The sequence below is a fragment of the Bradyrhizobium sp. LTSP849 genome (assembly GCF_000938255.1).
Taxonomy (GTDB): Bacteria; Pseudomonadota; Alphaproteobacteria; order Rhizobiales; family Xanthobacteraceae; genus Bradyrhizobium.
In genome coordinates, this window is the sequence record NZ_JYMR01000051.1 from 1 (window position 1) to 18,281 (window position 18,281).

General features: G+C 63.6%; 18 protein-coding genes. 9 read left to right on the forward strand and 9 right to left on the reverse strand.

The features are described 5' to 3' along the window. Positions 1 to 560: IS5/IS1182 family transposase (locus tag UB31_RS28670; RefSeq protein WP_045009489.1), on the reverse strand; the 560-nt coding region annotated here is incomplete at its 3' end. 268 nt (positions 561 to 828) lie between these two features. Here UB31_RS28670 and murJ point away from each other — a divergent pair. Then, complete coding sequence (murJ, locus tag UB31_RS28675) at positions 829 to 2,355, forward strand: murein biosynthesis integral membrane protein MurJ (protein ID WP_045013333.1); 1,527 nt, start codon at positions 829 to 831, stop codon at positions 2,353 to 2,355. Positions 2,356 to 2,663: 308 nt separating this feature from the next. Continuing rightward, the gene (locus UB31_RS28680; protein ID WP_045008749.1) at positions 2,664 to 3,044 is read left to right on the forward strand and encodes a DUF1127 domain-containing protein; all 381 of its coding nucleotides are present in this window, start codon (positions 2,664 to 2,666) and stop codon (positions 3,042 to 3,044) included. Between the two features lie 109 nt (positions 3,045 to 3,153). Here UB31_RS28680 and UB31_RS40770 read toward each other — a convergent pair whose 3' ends face one another. Continuing rightward, on the reverse strand, positions 3,154 to 3,321 hold the full coding sequence (locus UB31_RS40770; protein ID WP_082078670.1) for a DUF2934 domain-containing protein: 168 nt from the start codon (positions 3,319 to 3,321) through the stop codon (positions 3,154 to 3,156). A gap of 264 nt (positions 3,322 to 3,585) precedes the next feature. On the opposite strand from UB31_RS40770, the gene UB31_RS28685 reads away from it, so the two are divergent. The 3 genes from UB31_RS28685 (at position 3,586) to UB31_RS28695 (ending at position 7,988) form a co-directional block, all read left to right on the forward strand. Beyond that, positions 3,586 to 5,895 (forward strand): xanthine dehydrogenase family protein molybdopterin-binding subunit, encoded by a 2,310-nt coding sequence (locus UB31_RS28685; protein WP_045013334.1) that lies wholly within the window; start codon positions 3,586 to 3,588, stop codon positions 5,893 to 5,895. Positions 5,896 to 5,990: 95 nt separating this feature from the next. After that, the gene (locus UB31_RS28690) at positions 5,991 to 6,440 is read left to right on the forward strand and encodes a c-type cytochrome (protein ID WP_045008747.1); all 450 of its coding nucleotides are present in this window, start codon (positions 5,991 to 5,993) and stop codon (positions 6,438 to 6,440) included. Positions 6,441 to 6,704: 264 nt separating this feature from the next. Further along, on the forward strand, positions 6,705 to 7,988 hold the full coding sequence (locus UB31_RS28695; RefSeq protein ID WP_045008746.1) for a cystathionine gamma-synthase family protein: 1,284 nt from the start codon (positions 6,705 to 6,707) through the stop codon (positions 7,986 to 7,988). A gap of 7 nt (positions 7,989 to 7,995) precedes the next feature. Here UB31_RS28695 and UB31_RS28700 read toward each other — a convergent pair whose 3' ends face one another. After that, positions 7,996 to 8,385 (reverse strand): VF_A0006 family four-cysteine protein, encoded by a 390-nt coding sequence (locus tag UB31_RS28700; protein WP_245305649.1) that lies wholly within the window; start codon positions 8,383 to 8,385, stop codon positions 7,996 to 7,998. Positions 8,386 to 8,475: 90 nt separating this feature from the next. On the opposite strand from UB31_RS28700, the gene UB31_RS28705 reads away from it, so the two are divergent. Then, entirely contained in the window at positions 8,476 to 9,099 is a 624-nt protein-coding gene (locus tag UB31_RS28705; RefSeq protein ID WP_045013335.1) for a class I SAM-dependent methyltransferase, read from the forward strand. Between the two features lie 170 nt (positions 9,100 to 9,269). Here UB31_RS28705 and UB31_RS28710 read toward each other — a convergent pair whose 3' ends face one another. Continuing rightward, positions 9,270 to 9,689 (reverse strand): CHRD domain-containing protein, encoded by a 420-nt coding sequence (locus UB31_RS28710; protein ID WP_045008744.1) that lies wholly within the window; start codon positions 9,687 to 9,689, stop codon positions 9,270 to 9,272. Positions 9,690 to 9,842: 153 nt separating this feature from the next. Here UB31_RS28710 and UB31_RS28715 point away from each other — a divergent pair, with 153 nt between their 5' ends. Together UB31_RS28715 and UB31_RS28720 are read left to right on the forward strand one after the other, a co-directional pair. Then, the gene (locus tag UB31_RS28715; protein ID WP_045013336.1) at positions 9,843 to 10,769 is read left to right on the forward strand and encodes a c-type cytochrome; all 927 of its coding nucleotides are present in this window, start codon (positions 9,843 to 9,845) and stop codon (positions 10,767 to 10,769) included. Positions 10,770 to 10,940: 171 nt separating this feature from the next. Next, a complete protein-coding gene (locus tag UB31_RS28720) occupies positions 10,941 to 12,530 on the forward strand; it encodes a nucleotidyltransferase family protein (RefSeq protein WP_045013337.1) in 1,590 nt (529 codons plus the stop codon). On the opposite strand, the gene UB31_RS28725 is transcribed toward UB31_RS28720, so the two are convergent. The 5 genes from UB31_RS28725 to UB31_RS28745 all read right to left on the reverse strand — a co-directional run bounded on the left by UB31_RS28725 (position 12,505) and on the right by UB31_RS28745 (position 17,101). Beyond that, positions 12,505 to 13,185: a glycosyltransferase family 2 protein gene (locus UB31_RS28725; RefSeq protein ID WP_045013338.1), complete on the reverse strand. Its 681-nt coding sequence runs from the start codon at positions 13,183 to 13,185 to the stop codon at positions 12,505 to 12,507. The genes UB31_RS28720 and UB31_RS28725 overlap by 26 nt on opposite strands. 12 nt (positions 13,186 to 13,197) lie before the next feature. Continuing rightward, positions 13,198 to 14,205 carry a hypothetical protein gene (locus UB31_RS28730; RefSeq protein WP_045013339.1) on the reverse strand — a complete coding sequence of 336 codons (1,008 nt, stop codon included), beginning with the start codon at positions 14,203 to 14,205 and terminating at the stop codon, positions 13,198 to 13,200. Beyond that, on the reverse strand, positions 14,206 to 14,634 hold the full coding sequence (locus UB31_RS28735) for a PqqD family protein (RefSeq protein ID WP_045013340.1): 429 nt from the start codon (positions 14,632 to 14,634) through the stop codon (positions 14,206 to 14,208). Positions 14,635 to 14,743: 109 nt separating this feature from the next. Continuing rightward, positions 14,744 to 14,989, reverse strand: coding sequence for an Lrp/AsnC ligand binding domain-containing protein (locus UB31_RS28740; RefSeq protein WP_045008738.1), 246 nt, complete (start codon positions 14,987 to 14,989; stop codon positions 14,744 to 14,746). Positions 14,990 to 15,121: 132 nt separating this feature from the next. Next, complete coding sequence (locus tag UB31_RS28745) at positions 15,122 to 17,101, reverse strand: hybrid sensor histidine kinase/response regulator (RefSeq protein WP_245306094.1); 1,980 nt, start codon at positions 17,099 to 17,101, stop codon at positions 15,122 to 15,124. A 263-nt stretch (positions 17,102 to 17,364) separates the two neighbouring features. Between UB31_RS28745 and thiD the strand changes: the two genes are divergently transcribed. After that, on the forward strand, positions 17,365 to 18,165 hold the full coding sequence (gene thiD, locus UB31_RS28750) for a bifunctional hydroxymethylpyrimidine kinase/phosphomethylpyrimidine kinase (protein ID WP_045013342.1): 801 nt from the start codon (positions 17,365 to 17,367) through the stop codon (positions 18,163 to 18,165). Positions 18,166 to 18,281: the final 116 nt, after the last annotated feature.

An 18,281-nucleotide genomic window follows, 5' to 3' on the forward strand; every position in this document is an offset into this window, starting at 1 on the left:
ATTTTATAGCCGAACACGCTCTTTTTGCCTTTCCGGCCCCAGCGAGCATCGCGATCCGCAGATGGTTTGGGTGGCGTATCCTCGCCATCCTTGCGTGCCTTGCGGGGCGGAGTGGCTCGTGCCGCGATTAACGAGGCGTCGACCAGCGTTCCCTGCTTGAGGATCAGCTTCTTGGCCTCCAACTGCCGATTGATCTCAGTGAAGATCTTCTCGATCAGACCGTCCTTGGCGAGTTCCTGCCGAAACCGCCACAATGTCGTGTGATCCGGGGTCTGATCGTGCAGGCTCAGACCAACAAAGCGGCGGAACGACAACCGGTCTGCAATGGCCGCTTCCAGCGCGGGATCAGACAGATTGTGCCAGATCCCGGCGAGCAAGCAGCGAAGCAAGACTTCCGCCGGATAGCTGCTGTTGCCGGCACCATCGCCGCCCCGCTTGCCAAGCAGCGAGCGCAGCGGCGCCCAATCCACAACAGCCTCCACCTCATCCAGGATGCTGCTTCGCGGTGCCCGAACCAGGCCATCCGCCAAGCTCATCTGACCGACATTGCGCTCAACCATGGCTCCCCTCGCTAGAATCAGCCATGATTCAAAGAATCACGTGCAGCCGATTGTGCAAAGCCCTCGCAAGGGGAGAGGGTGGCTCGCCGCAGAGCGGCGAGACGGGTGAGGGGTATCTCTCTGCACGGAATACGCGGAGAGATACCCCTCACCCTATCGAGCTTGTGTCTACTCACGGCGCTGCCCTCTCCCACAAGAGGAGAGGGCACAGCAATGCGCAGCGCAAGATGCAATCGACCTCTGTCCGATAAGCCTCTAAAACAGACGCATGCTCGGACGTATCTTCACGGTTGGCGGCTACACGCTGCTCTCGCGGCTGACGGGATTTGCCCGCGACATCATGCTCGCGGCGATCCTGGGCGCCGGCCCAGTGGCCGACGCCTTTTTCGTGGCGCTGCGCCTGCCCAATCATTTTCGTGCGATCTTTGCCGAGGGCGCCTTCAACGCCGCCTGGGTGCCGGCCTATGCCCATGTCCACGGTGAGCGCGGGGAGGGGGCGGCACGGCTATTCGCGGATCGCATCTTCACGCTGCTGCTGGCCTCGCAGGTGGTGCTGCTGATCGTCGCCTGGCTGTTCATGCCGCAGGCCATGAGCTTACTTGCGCCGGGCTTTGCCGAAGATGCCGAGCAGCGCAAGCTCGCGATCGAGCTGACCCGGATCACCTTTCCCTATCTCCTGCTGATCACGCTGGTGACGCTCTATGGCGGCATGCTCAACGTGATGCAGCGCTTTGCCAGCGCTGCGGCTGCATCGATCTTCCTCAACGTCGCGATGATGATGACGCTGGCGCTGGCCGCCTGGTTTCCGACCGCGGGGCACGCAGCCGCCTGGGGCGTCCTGATCTCCGGCTTCCTGCAATATTTCCTGCTCGCCGGTGATCTCGCGCGCCATGGCGGCCTGCCGCGTTTTGCGCCGCTCAAGCTCGACGAAGACGTCCGCGCCTTCTTTAGGGCGCTAGGACCTGCGACATTGGGCTCGATGGGCACGCAGGTCGCGCTGTTCGCTGACACCATCATCGCGACCTTCCTCCCCGCAGGCGCGCTGTCGGCGCTCTATTATGCCGACCGTCTCAACCAGCTGCCGATCGGCGTGATCGGCATCGCCATCGGCACGGTGCTGCTGCCGGAGATGTCGCGCCGGATCACCGCCAATGACCATGACGGCGCGATGAAGGCGCAGCGCCGCGCCTTCGATTTCACGCTGCTGTTCTCGGTGCCGTTTGTGGCGGCCTTCCTCACCGTGCCCGAAGAGATCATGCGCGCGCTGTTCGCGCGCGGGGCGTTCTCCAAGGCCGATGCCGCCGCTGCCGGTGCGACGCTCGCAGCCTATGCCATCGGTCTCATTCCCTTCGTGCTGATCCGCAGCGCGGTCGCAACTTTCTACGCCCGCAAGGATACGGCGACGCCTGTGCGCGCGTCGCTGACCGGCATCGCCGTCAACGTTGCGCTGAAGGTCGCGTTGATGGGATCGCTCGCCCAGATCGGCCTGGCGCTCGCAACCGCCGTCGGCGTCTGGACCAATCTGCTGCTGGTGCTTTTCTTCGCGGTGCGACGCGGCTTCCTCGTGCTTGACCGCGCCTGGCTGTTGTCGCTCGCCAAATTTCTCGTGATCGGAATCATCATGGCTGCGACCTTCTGGCTGATCGCGCGCTTCAGCGGTTCTTCTCTGGCCTCGATGCACTTCCGCGATGAATTGACGTTGGTCCTGTTGGCCGTCGGGGGCATGATCGTCTACGCGCTCGCGATCCTTGTCCTGTTCGGCCGCAACTGGCTGGTCTCGTTGGTGCGCGGCTAGGCAAACTTCAATAGATTCGTCGTGCCCGTTTTACGGGGCACGAATGCGCCGGAACGAGGTGCTCGCCTCTGGGGTGCAATCGACCTTCGCGCATCCCTTGATTTGGCGCGATTGCCGTGGTACTGGAGGCGCATGATTAAATCGTCGCGCAACGTCAACTTCATGCACATGACCCGCTTCGGCTGGGCCGTGGAAGGAGTCGTGCGCTAGGAATTCGACGACGACATCTTTCCACCAGGCCCCGCCGGCATCGGACGGGGCCTTTTGTTTGGCCACGCTCCCTGCCGGCACAACAGCAGGAGCGTGCGATGCCACCTCAACAGACGAACATCTCATCCGGGATTGAGCGCGATGCCGCAAGGCGCAGCCTCAACCTCTCCATCGTGTCGGCGAAGAGCGCGGTCGATCAGGCTTTGGCAGCACGCCTCAAGGCGTCTGCCGCAGCGCTGGACAATGCTTTGTCGGACAAGAACGCCGCCGGGCCAACGGCCGCCTCGACGCGGAGCGTCCTCGGCTTGCTCAAGCAATATTGGCGTGCGTTTCGGGAGCGGCGCCAGGGCCCACGGCTGCAGGACCTGAGTGACAGGGAGCTGATGGATATTGGCCTGACGCGCGGCGAGATCGACCACCTCACGTCTTGGCGAGCGATCGACAGGCTTAGAAATGGCGCGGGGTATCCATGGGCCTGATGTGACGTAACGGATCAAGCGGGCAGAGATGGATGACATGCGATCTGCGAACAAGCGGCGGTCAGTTGTTGCTGCTTGTTCTCAGGCGTGTCGTCGCGGGCCGTGCCTGCTACTCGAGAAACGTCTCGGACTTCTCGTCGGGATTGTTTGTGCCGCCGTCCTTCAATTCGCGTTCGGCTTCGTGCCAGAATTCGTCCTCGCGCCCTTCCGGTCGCCCGGCGACGTCCCACAATTGATGCGCGCGATTTCGGATCTGCTCTTCGGTCGGGTTGGGCATGGGTCCACTCGCTGATTAAGGGCGTAAACGCGACCACACGGGCGTTACTCCGTATGGCCACGTTGGCGACTGTCCCGCTCTGGATTCCGTCTCCGCAAATACAAGCCTTTACAACGAGGATTTGTTCCTAACCCAGGAGTCGCGGCGGTCTCGGCAGACGTAGCTACGTCCGGGGTTGATCTCCCGTACCAACAAACCCGTTTGCCTTGCCACTTTTTCCACGGCAGTATGCCGGCAAAACAACCATGCGGACGTGGAGATCAAATGGCAGCCCCCATCAAGTTCGGCGTCGGCCAGAGTGTGCTGCGCAAGGAGGATGACGCGCTCATCCGCGGCAAGGGCCGCTATACCGACGATTATGCGCCGCATGCTGCCCTCCGCTGCCTGATGCTGCGCTCGCCGCATGCGCACGCCAAATTCACCATCGATGCCAGCCGCGCCCGCGGGCTTCCCGGCGTCGCGCTGATCCTGACCGCCGACGACGTCGCCGATCTCGGCAATCTGCCGTGCCTGTTCAATCTCGAGACCGATCCCTTCACCGGCCCGCCATACCCGATCCTCGCCAAGGACGAGGTACGCCATGTCGGCGATTGCATAGCCTTCGTCGTCGCCGAGACCATCGACCAGGCCCGCGACGCAATCGAGGCGATCGAGGTCAAATGGTCGCCGCTGCCGGCCGTGACCGGCCTCGTCAATGCCGTGAAGAAGGGCGCGCCGCAGGTCTGGCCGGACAAGCCCGGCAATGTGCTGTTCGATGTTTCGATCGGTGACAAGGCTGCGACCGAAGCTGCGTTCGCCAAGGCGCACGCGGTCGCCGAGATCGCCATCGTCAATCCGCGCGTGGTCGCAAGCTTCATGGAGACACGCGCGGCGGTCTGCGAATACGACGCCAAAAATGATCACCTGACCCTGACGATCGGCAGCCAGGGCAGCCATCGGCTGCGCGACATTCTTTGCCAGAACGTTCTCAAGATCTCGACCGACAAGATGCGGGTGATTTGCCCCGACGTCGGCGGAGGTTTCGGCACAAAACTGTTTCCATATCGCGAATACGCTTTGGTGGCGGTCGCGGCAAAGCAACTGAAGAAAACGGTGAAGTGGGCCGCCGACCGCACCGAGCACTTCATGGGCGACGCGCAGGGCCGCGACAACGTCACGACCGCGAAGATGGCGCTGACTGAGCACGGCAAATTCCTCGCGATGGATTGCGACCTGATGGGCGACATGGGCGCGTATCTGTCGACCTTCGGGCCCTATATCCCGCATGGCGGCGCCGGCATGTTGCCGGGCCTCTACGACATCCAGGCCTTCCACTGCCGGGTGCGCACCGTCTTCACCAACAGCGTGCCGGTCGATGCCTATCGCGGTGCGGGCCGGCCCGAGGCCGCCTACGTCATCGAGCGCCTCGTGGACGCCTGCGCGCGAAAACTCGACATGACGCCGGACGCCATCCGCCGCAAGAATTTCATCCAGCCGAAGGCGCTGCCCTACAAGACCGCGACGGGCAAGGTCTATGATTCCGGCGACTTCGCCGCGCATCTCAAGCGCGCAATGGAGATCGGCGACTGGAAGGAGTTTTCCAAGCGCGCCAAGGCGGCCAAGAAGAACGGCCTGATCCGCGGCATTGGTCTTGCGAGCTATGTCGAGGTCTGCGGCACCATGGGTGAGGAGACCGCCAATGTGCGGATGGATCCCAATGGCGACGTCACCGTCCTGATCGGCACGCAGTCGAGCGGGCAGGGCCACCAGACCGCCTATGCACAGATCGTCGCCGAGCAGTTCGGGCTGGCGCCGGAGCGCGTGCACGTCCACCAGGGCGATACTGCGATGATCGCGACCGGCCTCGGCACCGGCGGCTCGGCCTCGATTCCCTCGGGCGGCGTCAGCGTCGAGCGCGCCACGCGCGAACTCGGCCAGAAGCTGAAAGAGATCGCGGCACAGGCGCTGGAAGCGAGCGCCGGCGACCTCGAGATCACCGATGGCATCGTGCGCATCGCCGGCACCGATCGTTCGATCTCGTTTGCCGATCTCGCCAAGCGGCCGAATGCCGATCCGTCGAAGCTGAACGCCAGCGCGACCTTTGCCAGCGCCGACGGCACCTATCCCAACGGCACCCATGTCGCGGAGGTCGAGATCGATCCGGCCACCGGCATCATCAAGATCGTCAACTACGTGATCGTCGACGATTTCGGCAAGACCCTCAATCCGCTGCTTTTGGCCGGTCAGGTGCATGGCGGCGCCATGCAGGGCATCGGCCAGGCGTTGATGGAGCAGGTGGTCTATGGCGCCGGTGACGGCCAGCTCATCACCGCAACTTATATGGACTACGCGCTGCCGCGCGCGGCCGACGGCCCGTCCTTCGTGTTCGAGACCAACAACATCCCCTGCACGACCAATCCGCTGGGCGTGAAGGGCGCGGGCGAGGCCGGTGCGATCGGCTCCTGTCCGGCCGTCGTCAATGCGATCGTCGACGGGCTCTGGCGCGAATACAAGATCGACCACATCGACATGCCGGCGACACCAGAACGTGTTTGGATCGCGATCAACGAGCACCACCGGCGCCACAGCCTGTAAGCCTCGTTCCCGCGGCGGGAATAATCGCCCGCCGCCGGGTTCTAACCATGAATGGCCTTCCCTCAAACTGTCTTGCGATCCGGAGAAACAAGCCGATGAAACGAATTTTGATTGTCGTGGGCACCCTCATTTTGGGTGCGGGCGCCGTGATGGCGCAGCAGGAGGTTGCCGTCCAGCAGGACAATCTGATGCGCTCGCAGGCCAAGAGCATGTACGGGGTCATCCTCAAGATGACGAAGGGCGACATTCCCTATGACCAGAAGGCCGTCGACGATGCCATCGCCAGTCTCGAAACCGATGTCGCCAAAATCGCCAAGACGTTCGAGGTCAATCCCAAGCAGGACGTGGTGAACTCGACTTACGGTTCTTCGCCCAAGGTCTGGCAGAACAAGGCCGATTTCGACTCCAAGATTCCGCCGGTGCAGAAGGCGATTGCCGAGGTCAAGGGCAAGGTCACCGATCTGGCGAGCCTGAAGGCTGCCTACACCGCGATGAATGATCGCTGCACCGACTGCCACGAGACGTATCGGGTGAAGTTGAAATAGCGTCCCGACCTTTTCTGCGCTCACGCTCGTAGCTCGTAGCCCGGATGAGCGAAGCGATATCCGGGGCAGGTGCCCCCGCATATCGCTTCGCTCATGCGGGCTACGGGACTCATGACGACCCGCGCAATTGCAAATTCTCCTCGCATGACCTGACGGATTGCCGTCAGAGTGGTTATTTGTGGTCGCGCCGCTGCGGCGTTGATGCCTCACGACATCAGGAGTTCCAACGCGCGGCGAGGATCCTAGTCAACAGCGAGACAGGCCATGGTCAAACCGTTCCCGTCGAAGACCCATATCGGCAACCATATGCTGCATCCGGAAACGCTGATGCTGACCTATGGCTATGATCCGCAATTGTCCGAAGGCGCCATCAAGCCGCCGGTGTTTCTGACCTCGACCTTCGTGTTCAAGACGGCTGATGACGGGCAGGACTTTTTCGATTTCGTCTCCGGCCGGCGCGAGCCGCCGGAAGGCATGGGCGCGGGTCTCGTCTATTCGCGGTTCAACCATCCCAACAGCGAAATCGTCGAGGACAGGCTCGCCATCTATGAGCGGACCGAGAGCTGTGTCCTGTTCTCATCCGGCATGGCGGCCATCGCGACCACGATCCTGGCCTTCATTCGCCCTGGCGACGTCATCCTGCACTCCCAGCCGCTCTATGGCGGGACGGAAACCCTGTTGACGAACACGCTTTCGCGTCTTGCGGTCGGTGCGGTCGGGTTTGCCGATGGCATCGATGAAGCGGCGGTCAGCCAGGCCGCGGAGGAGGCCATGCGCAAGGGCCGGGTTGCGATGATTCTGGTCGAAACCCCGGCCAACCCGACCAACGGCCTGGTCGACATCGCGATGATGCGCCGCGTTGCCGAGACCATCGGAAAGACCCAGGGCCATACACCGATCATCGCCTGCGACAATACGCTGCTCGGCCCGGTGTTTCAGCGGCCGATCGAGCATGGCGCGGATATTTCGCTGTACTCGCTGACTAAATATGTCGGCGGCCATTCCGACCTGATCGCGGGCGCAGCCCTTGGCACAAAGGCGATCATGAAGGGCATCAAGGCGCTGCGCGGTGCCATCGGCACCCAGCTCGATCCGCATTCCTGCTGGATGATCAACCGCTCGCTCGAGACCTTGAGCCTGCGCATGGAGAAGGCCGACAGCAACGCGCGCCTTGTGGCGGACTATCTGCGCGATCATGCCAAGGTGGCCAAAGTCCACTATCTCGGTCATCACGAAGAGGCCTCAGTGGCCGGCCGCGTGTTCGCGCGGCAGTGCTTGGGTGCGGGCTCGACGTTCTCGTTCGACATCGTCGGCGGCAAGGCGGCGGCGGTGAAATTCCTCAACGCGCTCCAGATATTCAAGCTGGCGGTGAGCCTTGGCGGAACGGAGTCGCTGGCGAGCCTGCCGGCAACGATGACCCATTCCGGCGTCCCGGCCGCCATCCGCGAAAAAATCGGCGTTCTGGATTCCACGATCCGGCTGTCGATCGGCATCGAACACCCCTCGGACCTGATCGCGGACCTCACGCAGGCCTTGAACGCGGCTTGAGCGCTATTCAAAGCGGATTGGATGTGCGACATGCCGACATGATGGCGGCGGCAGCCTCGTTGGACTGGGCGCCTGACAGCTGCCGCACGAGGCAGATATAATAACCCTTGCTCGATGCGTTCAACAGGGAGTCGCCATTGACCACGAGCCAGTTGCAGGCCGAACGGATGTACTGGACGGCAAGGGGCGATCTCGTGTCGCGGATGGCCGACAGCTCGCATTGAGCCTGCCTCTCCATGTCGGTTTGCGCGACGACCGATCCGGAGAACGAAACAAGCGCTCCGGCAACGACAACGCCCGTCAGAACGCGCCACAGCGCGCGAGCAGGCTTCCGGGATGCGCCCTGGTGCGATAACATAGCAAAGAAGGCGGGGTAATTCTCGTTGGGAGTGGTCATGTTGCGCACCTCTGCTCTGGAGCCGATCATAAAGCGCCAGATCGATGGCACAATGGTCGATGCTGTCGCGCAGCCAAGGTCCGGGCTCTCATGAGCGATCCCTCCGTCCGAGAGGCGCAGCTTCGCGCGCGGGTGATCGAGCTGGCGCGGGCCCAGGACCCCTACGCGCACATCTTTGCAGGCAAGGACTTTCGGCGCGACTATGTCGCCGCGCGTACGGTCGCCTGGAGCACGCTGTTCAACGACATGCGCGAGACGACCAGCCGCGTGCTCGAGATCGGCTCCAAGGAGGGGCGATCTGCGGTGTTCTGGTTCGAGTTCTTCGCCGGCGCGCACCTCACCTGCGTCGATCTCTTCCGCGAGGACGATGCCGAGCGGTTCGACCGCAACCTTGCCGCCTATGGCCCGCGGCTGCGCAAGATCGTTGGCACGTCGATCAAGGCGCTCGGCATGCTGCGCGAAGAGAACGCGGTCTTCGATTTCATTTATGTCGACGGCAGCCATCAGCGCGACGACGTGATGATCGATTGCCTCGGCGCCTGGCGCCTGCTGCGCGATGGCGGCGTGATGCTGATGGACGACTACACCTGGATGCCGGACAATCCCGATTCGATGCGCGTCGCGCCCGCCGTCGACACCTTCCTCGCCTGGCACGACGATGCCCAGGTGATCCTCAAAAGCCACCAGGTCGCTGTACGGAAGCGTTCGGCGTAGCCCGGATGGAGCGAAGCGAAATCCGGGAAGCGTGTGCGAGCCGACAGGTCCATCCCGGATTTCGCTTCGCTCCATCCCGGCTACGGGCTTACATTCGTACTATCCGGAATCGAAAAAGCCGGACGCTCCCTCCAGCGTCCGGCCTTTACGCAACGAAGTTGCTATAAAGCTTACTTCGTCACCTGACCGCGGATCTCGCCGCCCGGATTGGCCGCGGTGTGAACGTTGACATAGAGCTTGCCGGCGAGGAGGTCGGAGGCCTGCGCGTCGGTCAGCGTGGCCGAGCCCTCGACCGGGCTGTTGGCGGCGCCGGGAATCGGGACCGCGACGCCGGCGTTCTTGCCGGTCTCGGCGGGGCCGTGGAAATGGGCGGCGGTGGCGGGGCCCGAGAGGCCGGAATAGCTCAGCTTCCAGGAGAGCTTCTTGCTGGCGGCGTCATAGTCGAGATCGGCCGTGCCGGTGCCGCTGCTGGTGGTGGCGGGGACTTCGGACTTGCCGTCCAGTGTCGCCTTCAGTTTCTCCGCGCTGGCGGGGCTTGCGAATGCGACGGCGGCTCCGAGGGCCAGCGTGGCAAAAAGGGCTTTGTTCATGGGTCTCTCCCGGTTGACATCTGATTGCTGTCAATCTGCAAACAGTGCGGTTCGGACTTTATTCCCGCATTTCGATCAAACCATCTAAATTATTCGTGGCTGGAGCGGGTGCGGGATGATCCGTAAATTCGCCCGAGCTCGATGGGATCCTCAATGTTGCGACGAACAATTTCTGTCATCCTGATCGCCGTCATCGCAGCCCTGGGCGTCTATTGGTGGCTGACCGCGCCGACCGCGCTGGCCTTGCCGGCGCCCACGCGCGGGCCCGATCTCGCCAATGGGAAAGAGCTGTTCAACGCCGGTGGGTGCTCGTCCTGTCATGCGGTCCCCAATCAGCCTGATCGCCTGCGGCTCGGCGGCGGCCTGCCGCTCGGCTCGCCATTCGGGACATTCTACGCGCCGAACATTTCGCCCGATCCGACCGACGGCATCGGCCGCTGGCGCGAGGCCGATTTCGTCAACGCCGTGATGCGCGGTATTTCGCCCGAAGGCACGCATTATTTCCCGGCATTCCCCTACACCTCCTACCATATTGCGAAGGCCGATGACGTCCGCGATCTCTTTGCCTATCTGAAGACGCTGCCGCCCGTATCGGGCAGGGTGCGCGACCACGATTTGCCGTTTCCGTTCAATATCCGCCGCAATGTCGGCATCTGGAAATTGTTGTTCATGGACGTCAGGCCGTTCATGCCGGATGCAACGCGGTCGGCGCAATGGAATCGCGGCGCCTATCTCGTGAACGGCTTTGGCCATTGCGCCGAGTGCCACAGCCCGCGCAATTTTCTCGGCGGCGTCATCACATCGCAGCGCTTCGCCGGTGGCCCCAATCCCGAAGGCGAGGGCTGGGTGCCGAACATCACGCAGAAGGGCATCGGTAGCTGGAGCGAGAAGGAGATCGCCGATTTCCTCGAAACCGGCGACATGCCCGAAGGCGACAGCGCATCAGGCTCGATGCGGCCGGTGATCAAGAACCTGGCGCAGCTGACGCCTGAGGATCGCGCCGCGATGGCGGCCTACCTCAAATCGCTGCCGCCGGTCGATGGACCGACACCGCCAAAGCGCAAGGAGGGCGGCGGCTAAAGCCTGCCCTTTGCAATTGACACCCCGTGATTGCACCTCCATCGTTGCCGATCTCGGAATTGGAATGCGTCATGATGGGGCGTGGAATTTTCGTGCTGTGGCTGATCGTTTCGGTGCGTGATTTTGCCGTGCCGCACGAAGCACGCCTCGCGGCCCAACCGTTCGGTTGAGATGGCACCAAAGCTACCGACCGCGTTGGGCCCGCGTCATCTGACGTTGTTCAGGGCCGCTCTTGGGCAGGGCCAGACCGCGATCGACGCCTATCAGGCCTGGCGCGCCTCCGAGCCGCTCGATGCGGCCGACGAAGTCGTCTACCGCACCATGCCGCTGCTCGTGGCCACCGCCGACATGGCGGGGATCACCGACGCCGACACCAAGCGGATGCGCGGTGTCGTCAAGCATGTCTGGCTGTCGAACGCGACGCGGGTCCGCGATATCGTCGCGGCCTCCGCCGCGCTCAAGAAAGCCGGCATCGCCGCCCTGCTGATCAAGGGCGGCGCGCTGTTCGCGCGCGACGAGAGCTACATGGCGAAGCGCATGACCGGGGATTACGATCTCCTGGTCCGCCGCGCGGACGCGCCGCGCGCCATCGACGTGCTGCGGCAGGCCTCCTTCCGCAGCCACGGCATGAACGTCGAGCTGTTCTCGGAGTCCGATTTCGACCGCGACATCCATGCGGTTGCGATGTCGCGGGCCGGCCTCAGCCGGGCCATCGACCTGCACTGGCGCGCGCTGTTCTGGCTCGACGACGAGCGCTTTACCGAGGAGCTGTTCAGCTCGGCCGAGACGGCGACGCTGCTGACGCATGAGGTGCTGATCCCCGGCCTTGCCGAACATCTGGCGATTGCGGCGATGCGGCCGGAGCCTGCCGATCAGAACGAGATGGTGTCCCGGGCGCTCGAGGTCGTCCATGTCCTGCAAATCGCCGGCGCGACGGTCGATTGGGATCGCTTCCGTTCGATCGTGACGCGCTACAATGGCAACCTGTTTGCAGCACAATTGCTCGATGTCGTTGCGCGCGAGATGCCGGCGATGGTGCCGGATGGTCTGGTGGAGCAGCTGTGGGATTACGGCCCGCCGGGGAAGTCGATCGAGATCTCCATCCGCACCGTGCCGCAGGCGCAGCGCACGCCATGGCAGCAGTTTTGGGTCGCCTTCTTCGCGTCGCTGCGCGCGCAATTCAAGGCGCCGTTCCGGTCGGGGGATTGGCTGAAATTGCCCGGGGCGGCCATGGCGGCGTTCGATGCCAGCGTCGTGCATTTTCCCTTGTTCAGGGATGCGATCCTGAAGCGGATCTGGCAGCAGACGGCGAGCGCGGCATATCCGCTGCGGGGTAAGGGCGTCTGGTTCGGGCAGGGATTTTCGATTCCGGAGGACGAGGGGCGGTGGACGGATCGTCAGTTCGCGATCATCGAGGTGCCGGTCGACGAGCAGAAGATTGGCTTGGCCGCGGTGGAGCTAGCGGTGGTGCCATTCCTGCCGCCGGGGACGGACAGCTTTCCGTTCGCGGCCTATGCCGGCGCCGGTGTCGTGTTGCAGTTGACGGCGGGGCGCAACGATCCGATGCCGTTCAAGATCACGCTGAACGCGAAGATCGTCGGCGCCGGCCGGCGCAAGATCGTCGTCGCGCTGCGGATGCTCGATGCGCGGCGCCCGATGGACATTGGCCATTCGATCGATCACCGCCTGCTCGGATTGTTCGTGAAGTCGGTCTCGGTCGACGGCGTTTTGGTTTTCACTCTGGCGGGCGCCGGGCCTTGATGGCCTTGCGCAACGCCAGCAGCGTCTCGCGGTTTTGCGCCTCTGTGTTGGTGCGGCCACCATTGCCGAGATGAAGCCGGCGCCGGACGACGACGTCGTCGACATGTGCGCCTTTCAGGCCGCCCTGCTTGGCGCGGCCGAGCCATGCGATGAAGAAGGTTGCGGGCAGGCTCTCGTCGAATGGGCCGGCCCGGTCGAGCGCGTCGCGCCGGATCAGCATGCATTGCTTCAATTCGCCCGGCATGATCTCGACGGCCGGCTTGAGGCGCTCGCGCTGGTGTTCCGGCACGTCGGGACTGACGAATTGCTGGACCTTGCCGAACACGGCCTCGACGTCACTGTTCCGTTCGAGCAGCGCCAGTTGCAGCTCCAGTTTTCGCGCCGTCCAGAGATCATCCGCATCGCAGAAGCCGATCAGCTCGCCACGAGCCATCGCCAGGCCCTTGTTGACGGCGACGGACTGGCCGCTGTTCGTCTGATTGAGCGCGATGATGCGGTCGCCTAACCGCGCGAGAATGTCGCTTGTGCCGTCGGTTGATCCATCGTCGATGACGATGACCTCGCCGGCCGGGACGGTCTGGCCGAGCACGCTCTCGATCGCCTCGGCAATGTAAGCCTCGGAATTGTAGGCGGCGATGATCACGGAGACCAGCATATTGGTGCAGCCTCAGAGTCGTTCCAGTTGAAGGGCGAAGGCGGAGGGAATGTCCATCGGGTTGGTGCCGGTGTCGGCGAAAAACACCGGTGTGAGGCCTCCGATCCGCGCAACCTTGTCGGCGATCTCGTTGGGCCATCCCGGCAGCTCGTAGGCCGTGGTCGGCAGCAGCGCGCGGAACGCATCCGATTGTCGCGCCGGTGTGAATTCGGGCAATGCCGCGCCGCGCCGGCGCGGGATGAAGAGCGCGCGCAGTTGGCCGCCGCCAATGCGCTCGCCGAGATCGGCGAGGCTGAGCTCATGACGCGGCTCGCCGTTGAAGTCCGAAACCGGCGTGGTTTCGCCGATGAAGCTTTTGAACGTATCGACGAGGGAAGGGCGCAGCCGCGCCGAGCAGAACAGCGGCTCGATCTGTCCGGTCTCGCTGTTGACCGCAACGAAATCGTCGCCCGCGTAACGCCAGCCGGCTTTCGCACAGGCGAGCGCCGCGGTGGTCTTGCCGCTGTGGCCTTCGCCCGCGAGCAGCGTGAAGCCTGCTGTGCTTCCGACGGCGGCGGCATGGACGGCGCACCAGGGCGTCTCATGCATCATGGCGTGGATCAGCGAGATCGCCGGGCGGCTGCGGATCCAGGGCGGCGCTTCGCCCTTCGGCAGCCACGCGATGCCACGCCGCGCGATCAGGTCGACCGCGTACAGCACGGGAATGACGGCCGGCTGCCACACCGAATAGATTCCGTCCTCGATCAGGAGCCGCGGTTTTTCGGAGGCTTCAGGCACGAGTGCGGAGAGATCATGGTCGGCAGCGGTGATGAAGCGCAGGTCGAGATCGATGGTATCAGGCGGGCGCTGGATGTAGGCCGGCAGGAACATGCGAGCCAAATCCTGCGAGGCAAACCCGAGACGCAAACCGAACGGCCCGCAGCGCGCCTGCGCCTCGATCGGCTCTGACATTGTCTTGTCGAAGTCTGCTTTGGCGAAGACCTTCGCGATCTCCTGCCGGATGAGACCGCTAGCTTTCATCTAGTTCTCTTTGTAGGTCTCTTGGGTCTCGCGCAGTGGCCAGCCTTCCTCGCCGGCATCGTGCACGGGATCCATCAGCAACAGCTCCCGCAGATTGTCGAAGCGCTGGAATTCCGGCGCGGCAAACGGGCCCACCGGCGACCATGTCTCACTGCGCGCATCAGCCGTGCCGTTGGCGATGAGGCCTTCCGCCAGCATGCTGTCGACGAAGGCTTGCACTTGGCTCGTGATGGAGCCGGGATCGTCGCCGGTGGTGGCAGCGAAGGCACCAGCGATCTCCTCAACCGTTCGGCCGGCCTTGAGGCCAAGCCAGACCTGGGCGGCGCTGCCGTCGAGGTTGTAGTAGACGCCATTCTGATAGTTGGCCAACACCACTTCACTATCGAATTGCTGGCTGATCAGGAGCGGCACCGACGTGGTGAGGGCCATGATTTGCTCAGTGCTCACTTCAATTCCAAAAACTGCAATTCCAAGGGGCCGCACGCTAGCATAGGCGCCCGGCTGCGAGAACCGCGCGCCTTGCGTCAATTCCGGGCAGTCAGCTCGCGCCGAACGCCTTGAAGGTGATGATGGTGAGCGTGTCCTGGATGCCCGGCAGCACCTGCACCTTCTCGTTGATGAAATGGCCGATGTCGGTGTCGTTGTCGACGTAGAACTTCACCAGCAGGTCGTAATGGCCGGCCGTGGAGTAGATCTCGGAGGCGATCTCGGCTTCGGCGAGCGCGTTGGCGACCGTGTAGGACTGGCCGAGCTTGCATTTGATCTGGACGAAAAAGGGAACCATTGCAGTCACTCCGAAGGCATATCTTTGGGGCTAATAGGCCAAAACCAGCCGGATTTAGCAAGCGAACTTGCCGGCCGCAGGAATAGGCCGCCCTGGCGCGCAGATACCAGTCTTGCCCTACGAAGTCTTGCCCTACGACGTCACCACCACTGCAGCAAATGCGTCCCTGAGCCGCTGCGCGAGCTCAGCCTTGCGGTAGGGCTTGGTCAGGACGACCGCCTGCGCCTGCGCACGGCCCTGCTCGACCAGGGTCTCCAGCGCGTAGCCGGAGGTGAACAGCACCGGGAGACCGGGACGAATCCGCCGGGCCTGATCGGCGAGCTCCCAACCGCTGATGCCGCCCGGCATGATGATGTCGGTGAACAGCATGTCGATGTAGGGATCGGTGCGCAGCCGCTGCAGGGCCTCCTTGCCGTTGACGGCGGCGACGACGCGATATCCGAGAGCTTCCACCCGTTGGATGACCGAGGAGCGCACGAAAGGATCGTCTTCCGCGATCAGGATGGTCTCGTGCCCGCGGGGTGCAGCCTCCCCGTTCTCCGGCATGTCAGCCGGGGATTCTCCGGCGCCGGCGCGCGGCAAATAGATCCGGACCGTCGTCCCAAGGCCCTGATCGCTATAGATCGAGACATGGCCGTCGGATTGCTTGGCGAAGCCATAGACCATGCTCAGCCCGAGGCCCGAGCCCTTGCCGACTTCCTTGGTGGTGAAGAACGGCTCGAAAGCGTGCTCGATCACATCAGGCGTCATGCCTTCGCCGTCATCGGTGACGGAGATCAAGGCGTAGCTGCCGGACATCACTTCCGGGTGCAGGGCACGATAGTCATCGTCGATCGCAGCCAGCTCCGTGCTCAGTGTCAGGTGCCCGCCTGCCGGCATGGCGTCCTGGGCGTTGAGCGCAAGGTTCAGCACGGCGGATTCGAGCTGGGCGCGGTCCGCGAAGGTCTGGATCGTGCCGGGCCCGAACGCCGTTTTGATCTCGATATTTTCCCGCAAGGTGCGCTTGAACAGCTTGAGCATGGACTCGAGCAGCTGGCGGCAGTCGATCGTCTGCGGCTGGAGCAATTGGCGGCGGCTGAACGCGAGCAGTCGCTGCGTCAGTTCCGCGCCGCGTTCGCCGGACTCGCAGATGTCGTCGGCAAACTGCCGCAGGTCGGGCCGTGCCTTGAGCTGCTCGCTCAGATGCTCCGCGTTGCCGATGATGACGGTCAGGAGGTTGTTGAAGTCATGGGCGATGCCACCGGAGAGCTGGCCGACGGTCTCCATCTTCTGTGCCTGCTGGAGCTGCTGCTCGGTCAGCTTGCGCGCAGTTAGATCGTGGACGATGCCGACGTAGATCAGATCGCCGTCCTGCCACGCCTGGCCCACCGACAGATCCATCGGGAAGGTCGATCCGTCCTTGCGCAGGCCGGCGGCTTCCCCGGTTGCGAAACGCCGCGCATGACCGGTGGATGAGGGCCTCTTGTCGGCGGACATCAGCATGGCGATGTCCAGATTCATGACCTCGTCGGCGCGATAGCCGAACAACCGTTCGCAGGCGGGGTTGAACAGCAGAATGCGGGCTTGCGCGTCGAACAGGATGACGCCGTCGACCGCGGTCTCGACCACGGCGGTGAGGCGCGTCACGCTCTCGCGCATCGCGCGCTGGGCTTCGCCAACCTGCCGGAGCAGAAGCGTCGCGTCACGGCTCTTGATTTCCTCCTCTTCGAGTGCGGCCTGGACCTTCTGAAGCTCGAACGGGGAGGGGATCGTCAAAATCTTCGGCAATAGCGGCCAGAGCGCGCCGGCGGTGAAGACCGACGCCACCGCCGTCACCGCCTTGACGATGCCCTCGATGCCGTAGACCGGGACCCAGAGCGTGTAGATCGACAACACATGCGTCAGGCCGCACGCCATGATGAAGACCGCGAATGCCCAATAGACCCAGCCGAACTGGAGGTCGCGCCGCTTGGTGACGAGGATCGTAAGCGCAAACGGGATCGAGAAATAGGCAGCCGCAATGCAGGCGTCCGAGACGACGTGCAGCCAGATCAGCTCGGGCTCCCACAACAGGCAGATGCCGTGCGGTGAAAACATCGAGGAGTCGAGGATGCGTTCGAAGTAGGCCCACATAATTCCACCCCGAGAAAGTTGCGGACCGGTGTCGGCCCGCAACATTGGTGTCGCTGTACGTTCCACCGCTAACGTCTCACTCCTCGGTATGGACGCCAAGGGCCAAGGCGATATCAGGCTAAATTTTGCACCCTGTGCACGATTGGGGGTCGACAGCGCCGGATCGCAACCGATTGATTCGCCGGCCGAGCCGCTTGCTGGCGTTCCATGGTCGCGCTAGGACAGGCCATGGTGGTGTCCCCCTCAGCCAAGTGTATCCCGCGATGACGACGCCCGTGGCGCTCACCATCGCCGGCTCCGATTCGAGCGGCGGCGCCGGCATCCAGGCCGACCTGAAGACCTTTGCCGCGCTCGGTGTCTACGGCGCCTCCGCCATCACTGCGCTGACTGCGCAGAACACCAAAGGCGTGACCGGCATTCACGCCGTGCCCGCCGAATTCGTCACCGCGCAGATCGATGCGGTGTTCTCCGATCTCGATGTCGATGCGGTGAAGATCGGCATGGTGGCGCAGGCTTTGAGCATCGATGCGATCGCGGCCGCGCTGTCGCGCTGGGCGCCGCGGCATGTGGTGCTCGATCCCGTGATGGTCGCAACCTCCGGCGACCGGCTGCTGGCATCCGAAGCCGTCGAGGCCCTGCGCAAAAAACTGATGCCGCTCGCTTCGGTGATCACGCCGAACCTGCCGGAAGCTGCCGCGCTGCTCGACGAACCGCTGGCCGTCCGTGAGGCCGACATCGAAAGCCAGGGGCGCAGGCTGCTCGCGCTCGGCTGCCGCGCGGTGTTGATCAAGGGCGGGCACGGCGAGGGCGCCGAGAGCATCGACTATCTCGTCAGCGCCGAAGGAACGATCGCGCTCGCCGCGCCGCGCGTCGCCACCAAAAATACGCACGGCACCGGCTGCTCGCTCTCCTCGGCGGTCGCGGCAGGTCTCGCCATGGGCGACACCCTTGAGCAGGCGGTGCGCAACGCCAAGGCCTGGATCAGCGCGGCGATTGCGGCCGCCGACCGCTTCAGCGTCGGCCACGGCCATGGGCCGATCCATCATTTCCACAAGTTTTACTAACGCCGGCTTCGCGCTCTGCGTCGACGCCGCCGTTAACCAATAAGGCCATAACCAATAACGCCTTCGGGTCCGGGCTTTTGCGGGCAGGCATTGCCGCGTCATGTCGCCTGATTGTC

What these genes read in the sequence shown, in the direction of transcription:
- murJ (WP_045013333.1), top strand. Translation starts at nt 829, where the DNA reads ATGCTCGGACGTATCTTCACGGTTGGCGGCTACACGCTGCTCTCGCGG.
- UB31_RS28680 (WP_045008749.1), top strand. Translation starts at nt 2,664, where the DNA reads ATGCCACCTCAACAGACGAACATCTCATCCGGGATTGAGCGCGATGCC.
- UB31_RS40770 (WP_082078670.1), bottom strand. Translation starts at nt 3,321, where the DNA reads ATGCCCAACCCGACCGAAGAGCAGATCCGAAATCGCGCGCATCAATTG.
- UB31_RS28685 (WP_045013334.1), top strand. Translation starts at nt 3,586, where the DNA reads ATGGCAGCCCCCATCAAGTTCGGCGTCGGCCAGAGTGTGCTGCGCAAG.
- UB31_RS28690 (WP_045008747.1), top strand. Translation starts at nt 5,991, where the DNA reads ATGAAACGAATTTTGATTGTCGTGGGCACCCTCATTTTGGGTGCGGGC.
- UB31_RS28695 (WP_045008746.1), top strand. Translation starts at nt 6,705, where the DNA reads ATGGTCAAACCGTTCCCGTCGAAGACCCATATCGGCAACCATATGCTG.
- UB31_RS28700 (WP_245305649.1), bottom strand. Translation starts at nt 8,385, where the DNA reads ATGACCACTCCCAACGAGAATTACCCCGCCTTCTTTGCTATGTTATCG.
- UB31_RS28705 (WP_045013335.1), top strand. Translation starts at nt 8,476, where the DNA reads ATGAGCGATCCCTCCGTCCGAGAGGCGCAGCTTCGCGCGCGGGTGATC.
- UB31_RS28710 (WP_045008744.1), bottom strand. Translation starts at nt 9,689, where the DNA reads ATGAACAAAGCCCTTTTTGCCACGCTGGCCCTCGGAGCCGCCGTCGCA.
- UB31_RS28715 (WP_045013336.1), top strand. Translation starts at nt 9,843, where the DNA reads ATGTTGCGACGAACAATTTCTGTCATCCTGATCGCCGTCATCGCAGCC.
- UB31_RS28720 (WP_045013337.1), top strand. Translation starts at nt 10,941, where the DNA reads ATGGCACCAAAGCTACCGACCGCGTTGGGCCCGCGTCATCTGACGTTG.
- UB31_RS28725 (WP_045013338.1), bottom strand. Translation starts at nt 13,185, where the DNA reads ATGCTGGTCTCCGTGATCATCGCCGCCTACAATTCCGAGGCTTACATT.
- UB31_RS28730 (WP_045013339.1), bottom strand. Translation starts at nt 14,205, where the DNA reads ATGAAAGCTAGCGGTCTCATCCGGCAGGAGATCGCGAAGGTCTTCGCC.
- UB31_RS28735 (WP_045013340.1), bottom strand. Translation starts at nt 14,634, where the DNA reads ATGGCCCTCACCACGTCGGTGCCGCTCCTGATCAGCCAGCAATTCGAT.
- UB31_RS28740 (WP_045008738.1), bottom strand. Translation starts at nt 14,989, where the DNA reads ATGGTTCCCTTTTTCGTCCAGATCAAATGCAAGCTCGGCCAGTCCTAC.
- UB31_RS28745 (WP_245306094.1), bottom strand. Translation starts at nt 17,101, where the DNA reads ATGTGGGCCTACTTCGAACGCATCCTCGACTCCTCGATGTTTTCACCG.
- thiD (WP_045013342.1), top strand. Translation starts at nt 17,365, where the DNA reads ATGACGACGCCCGTGGCGCTCACCATCGCCGGCTCCGATTCGAGCGGC.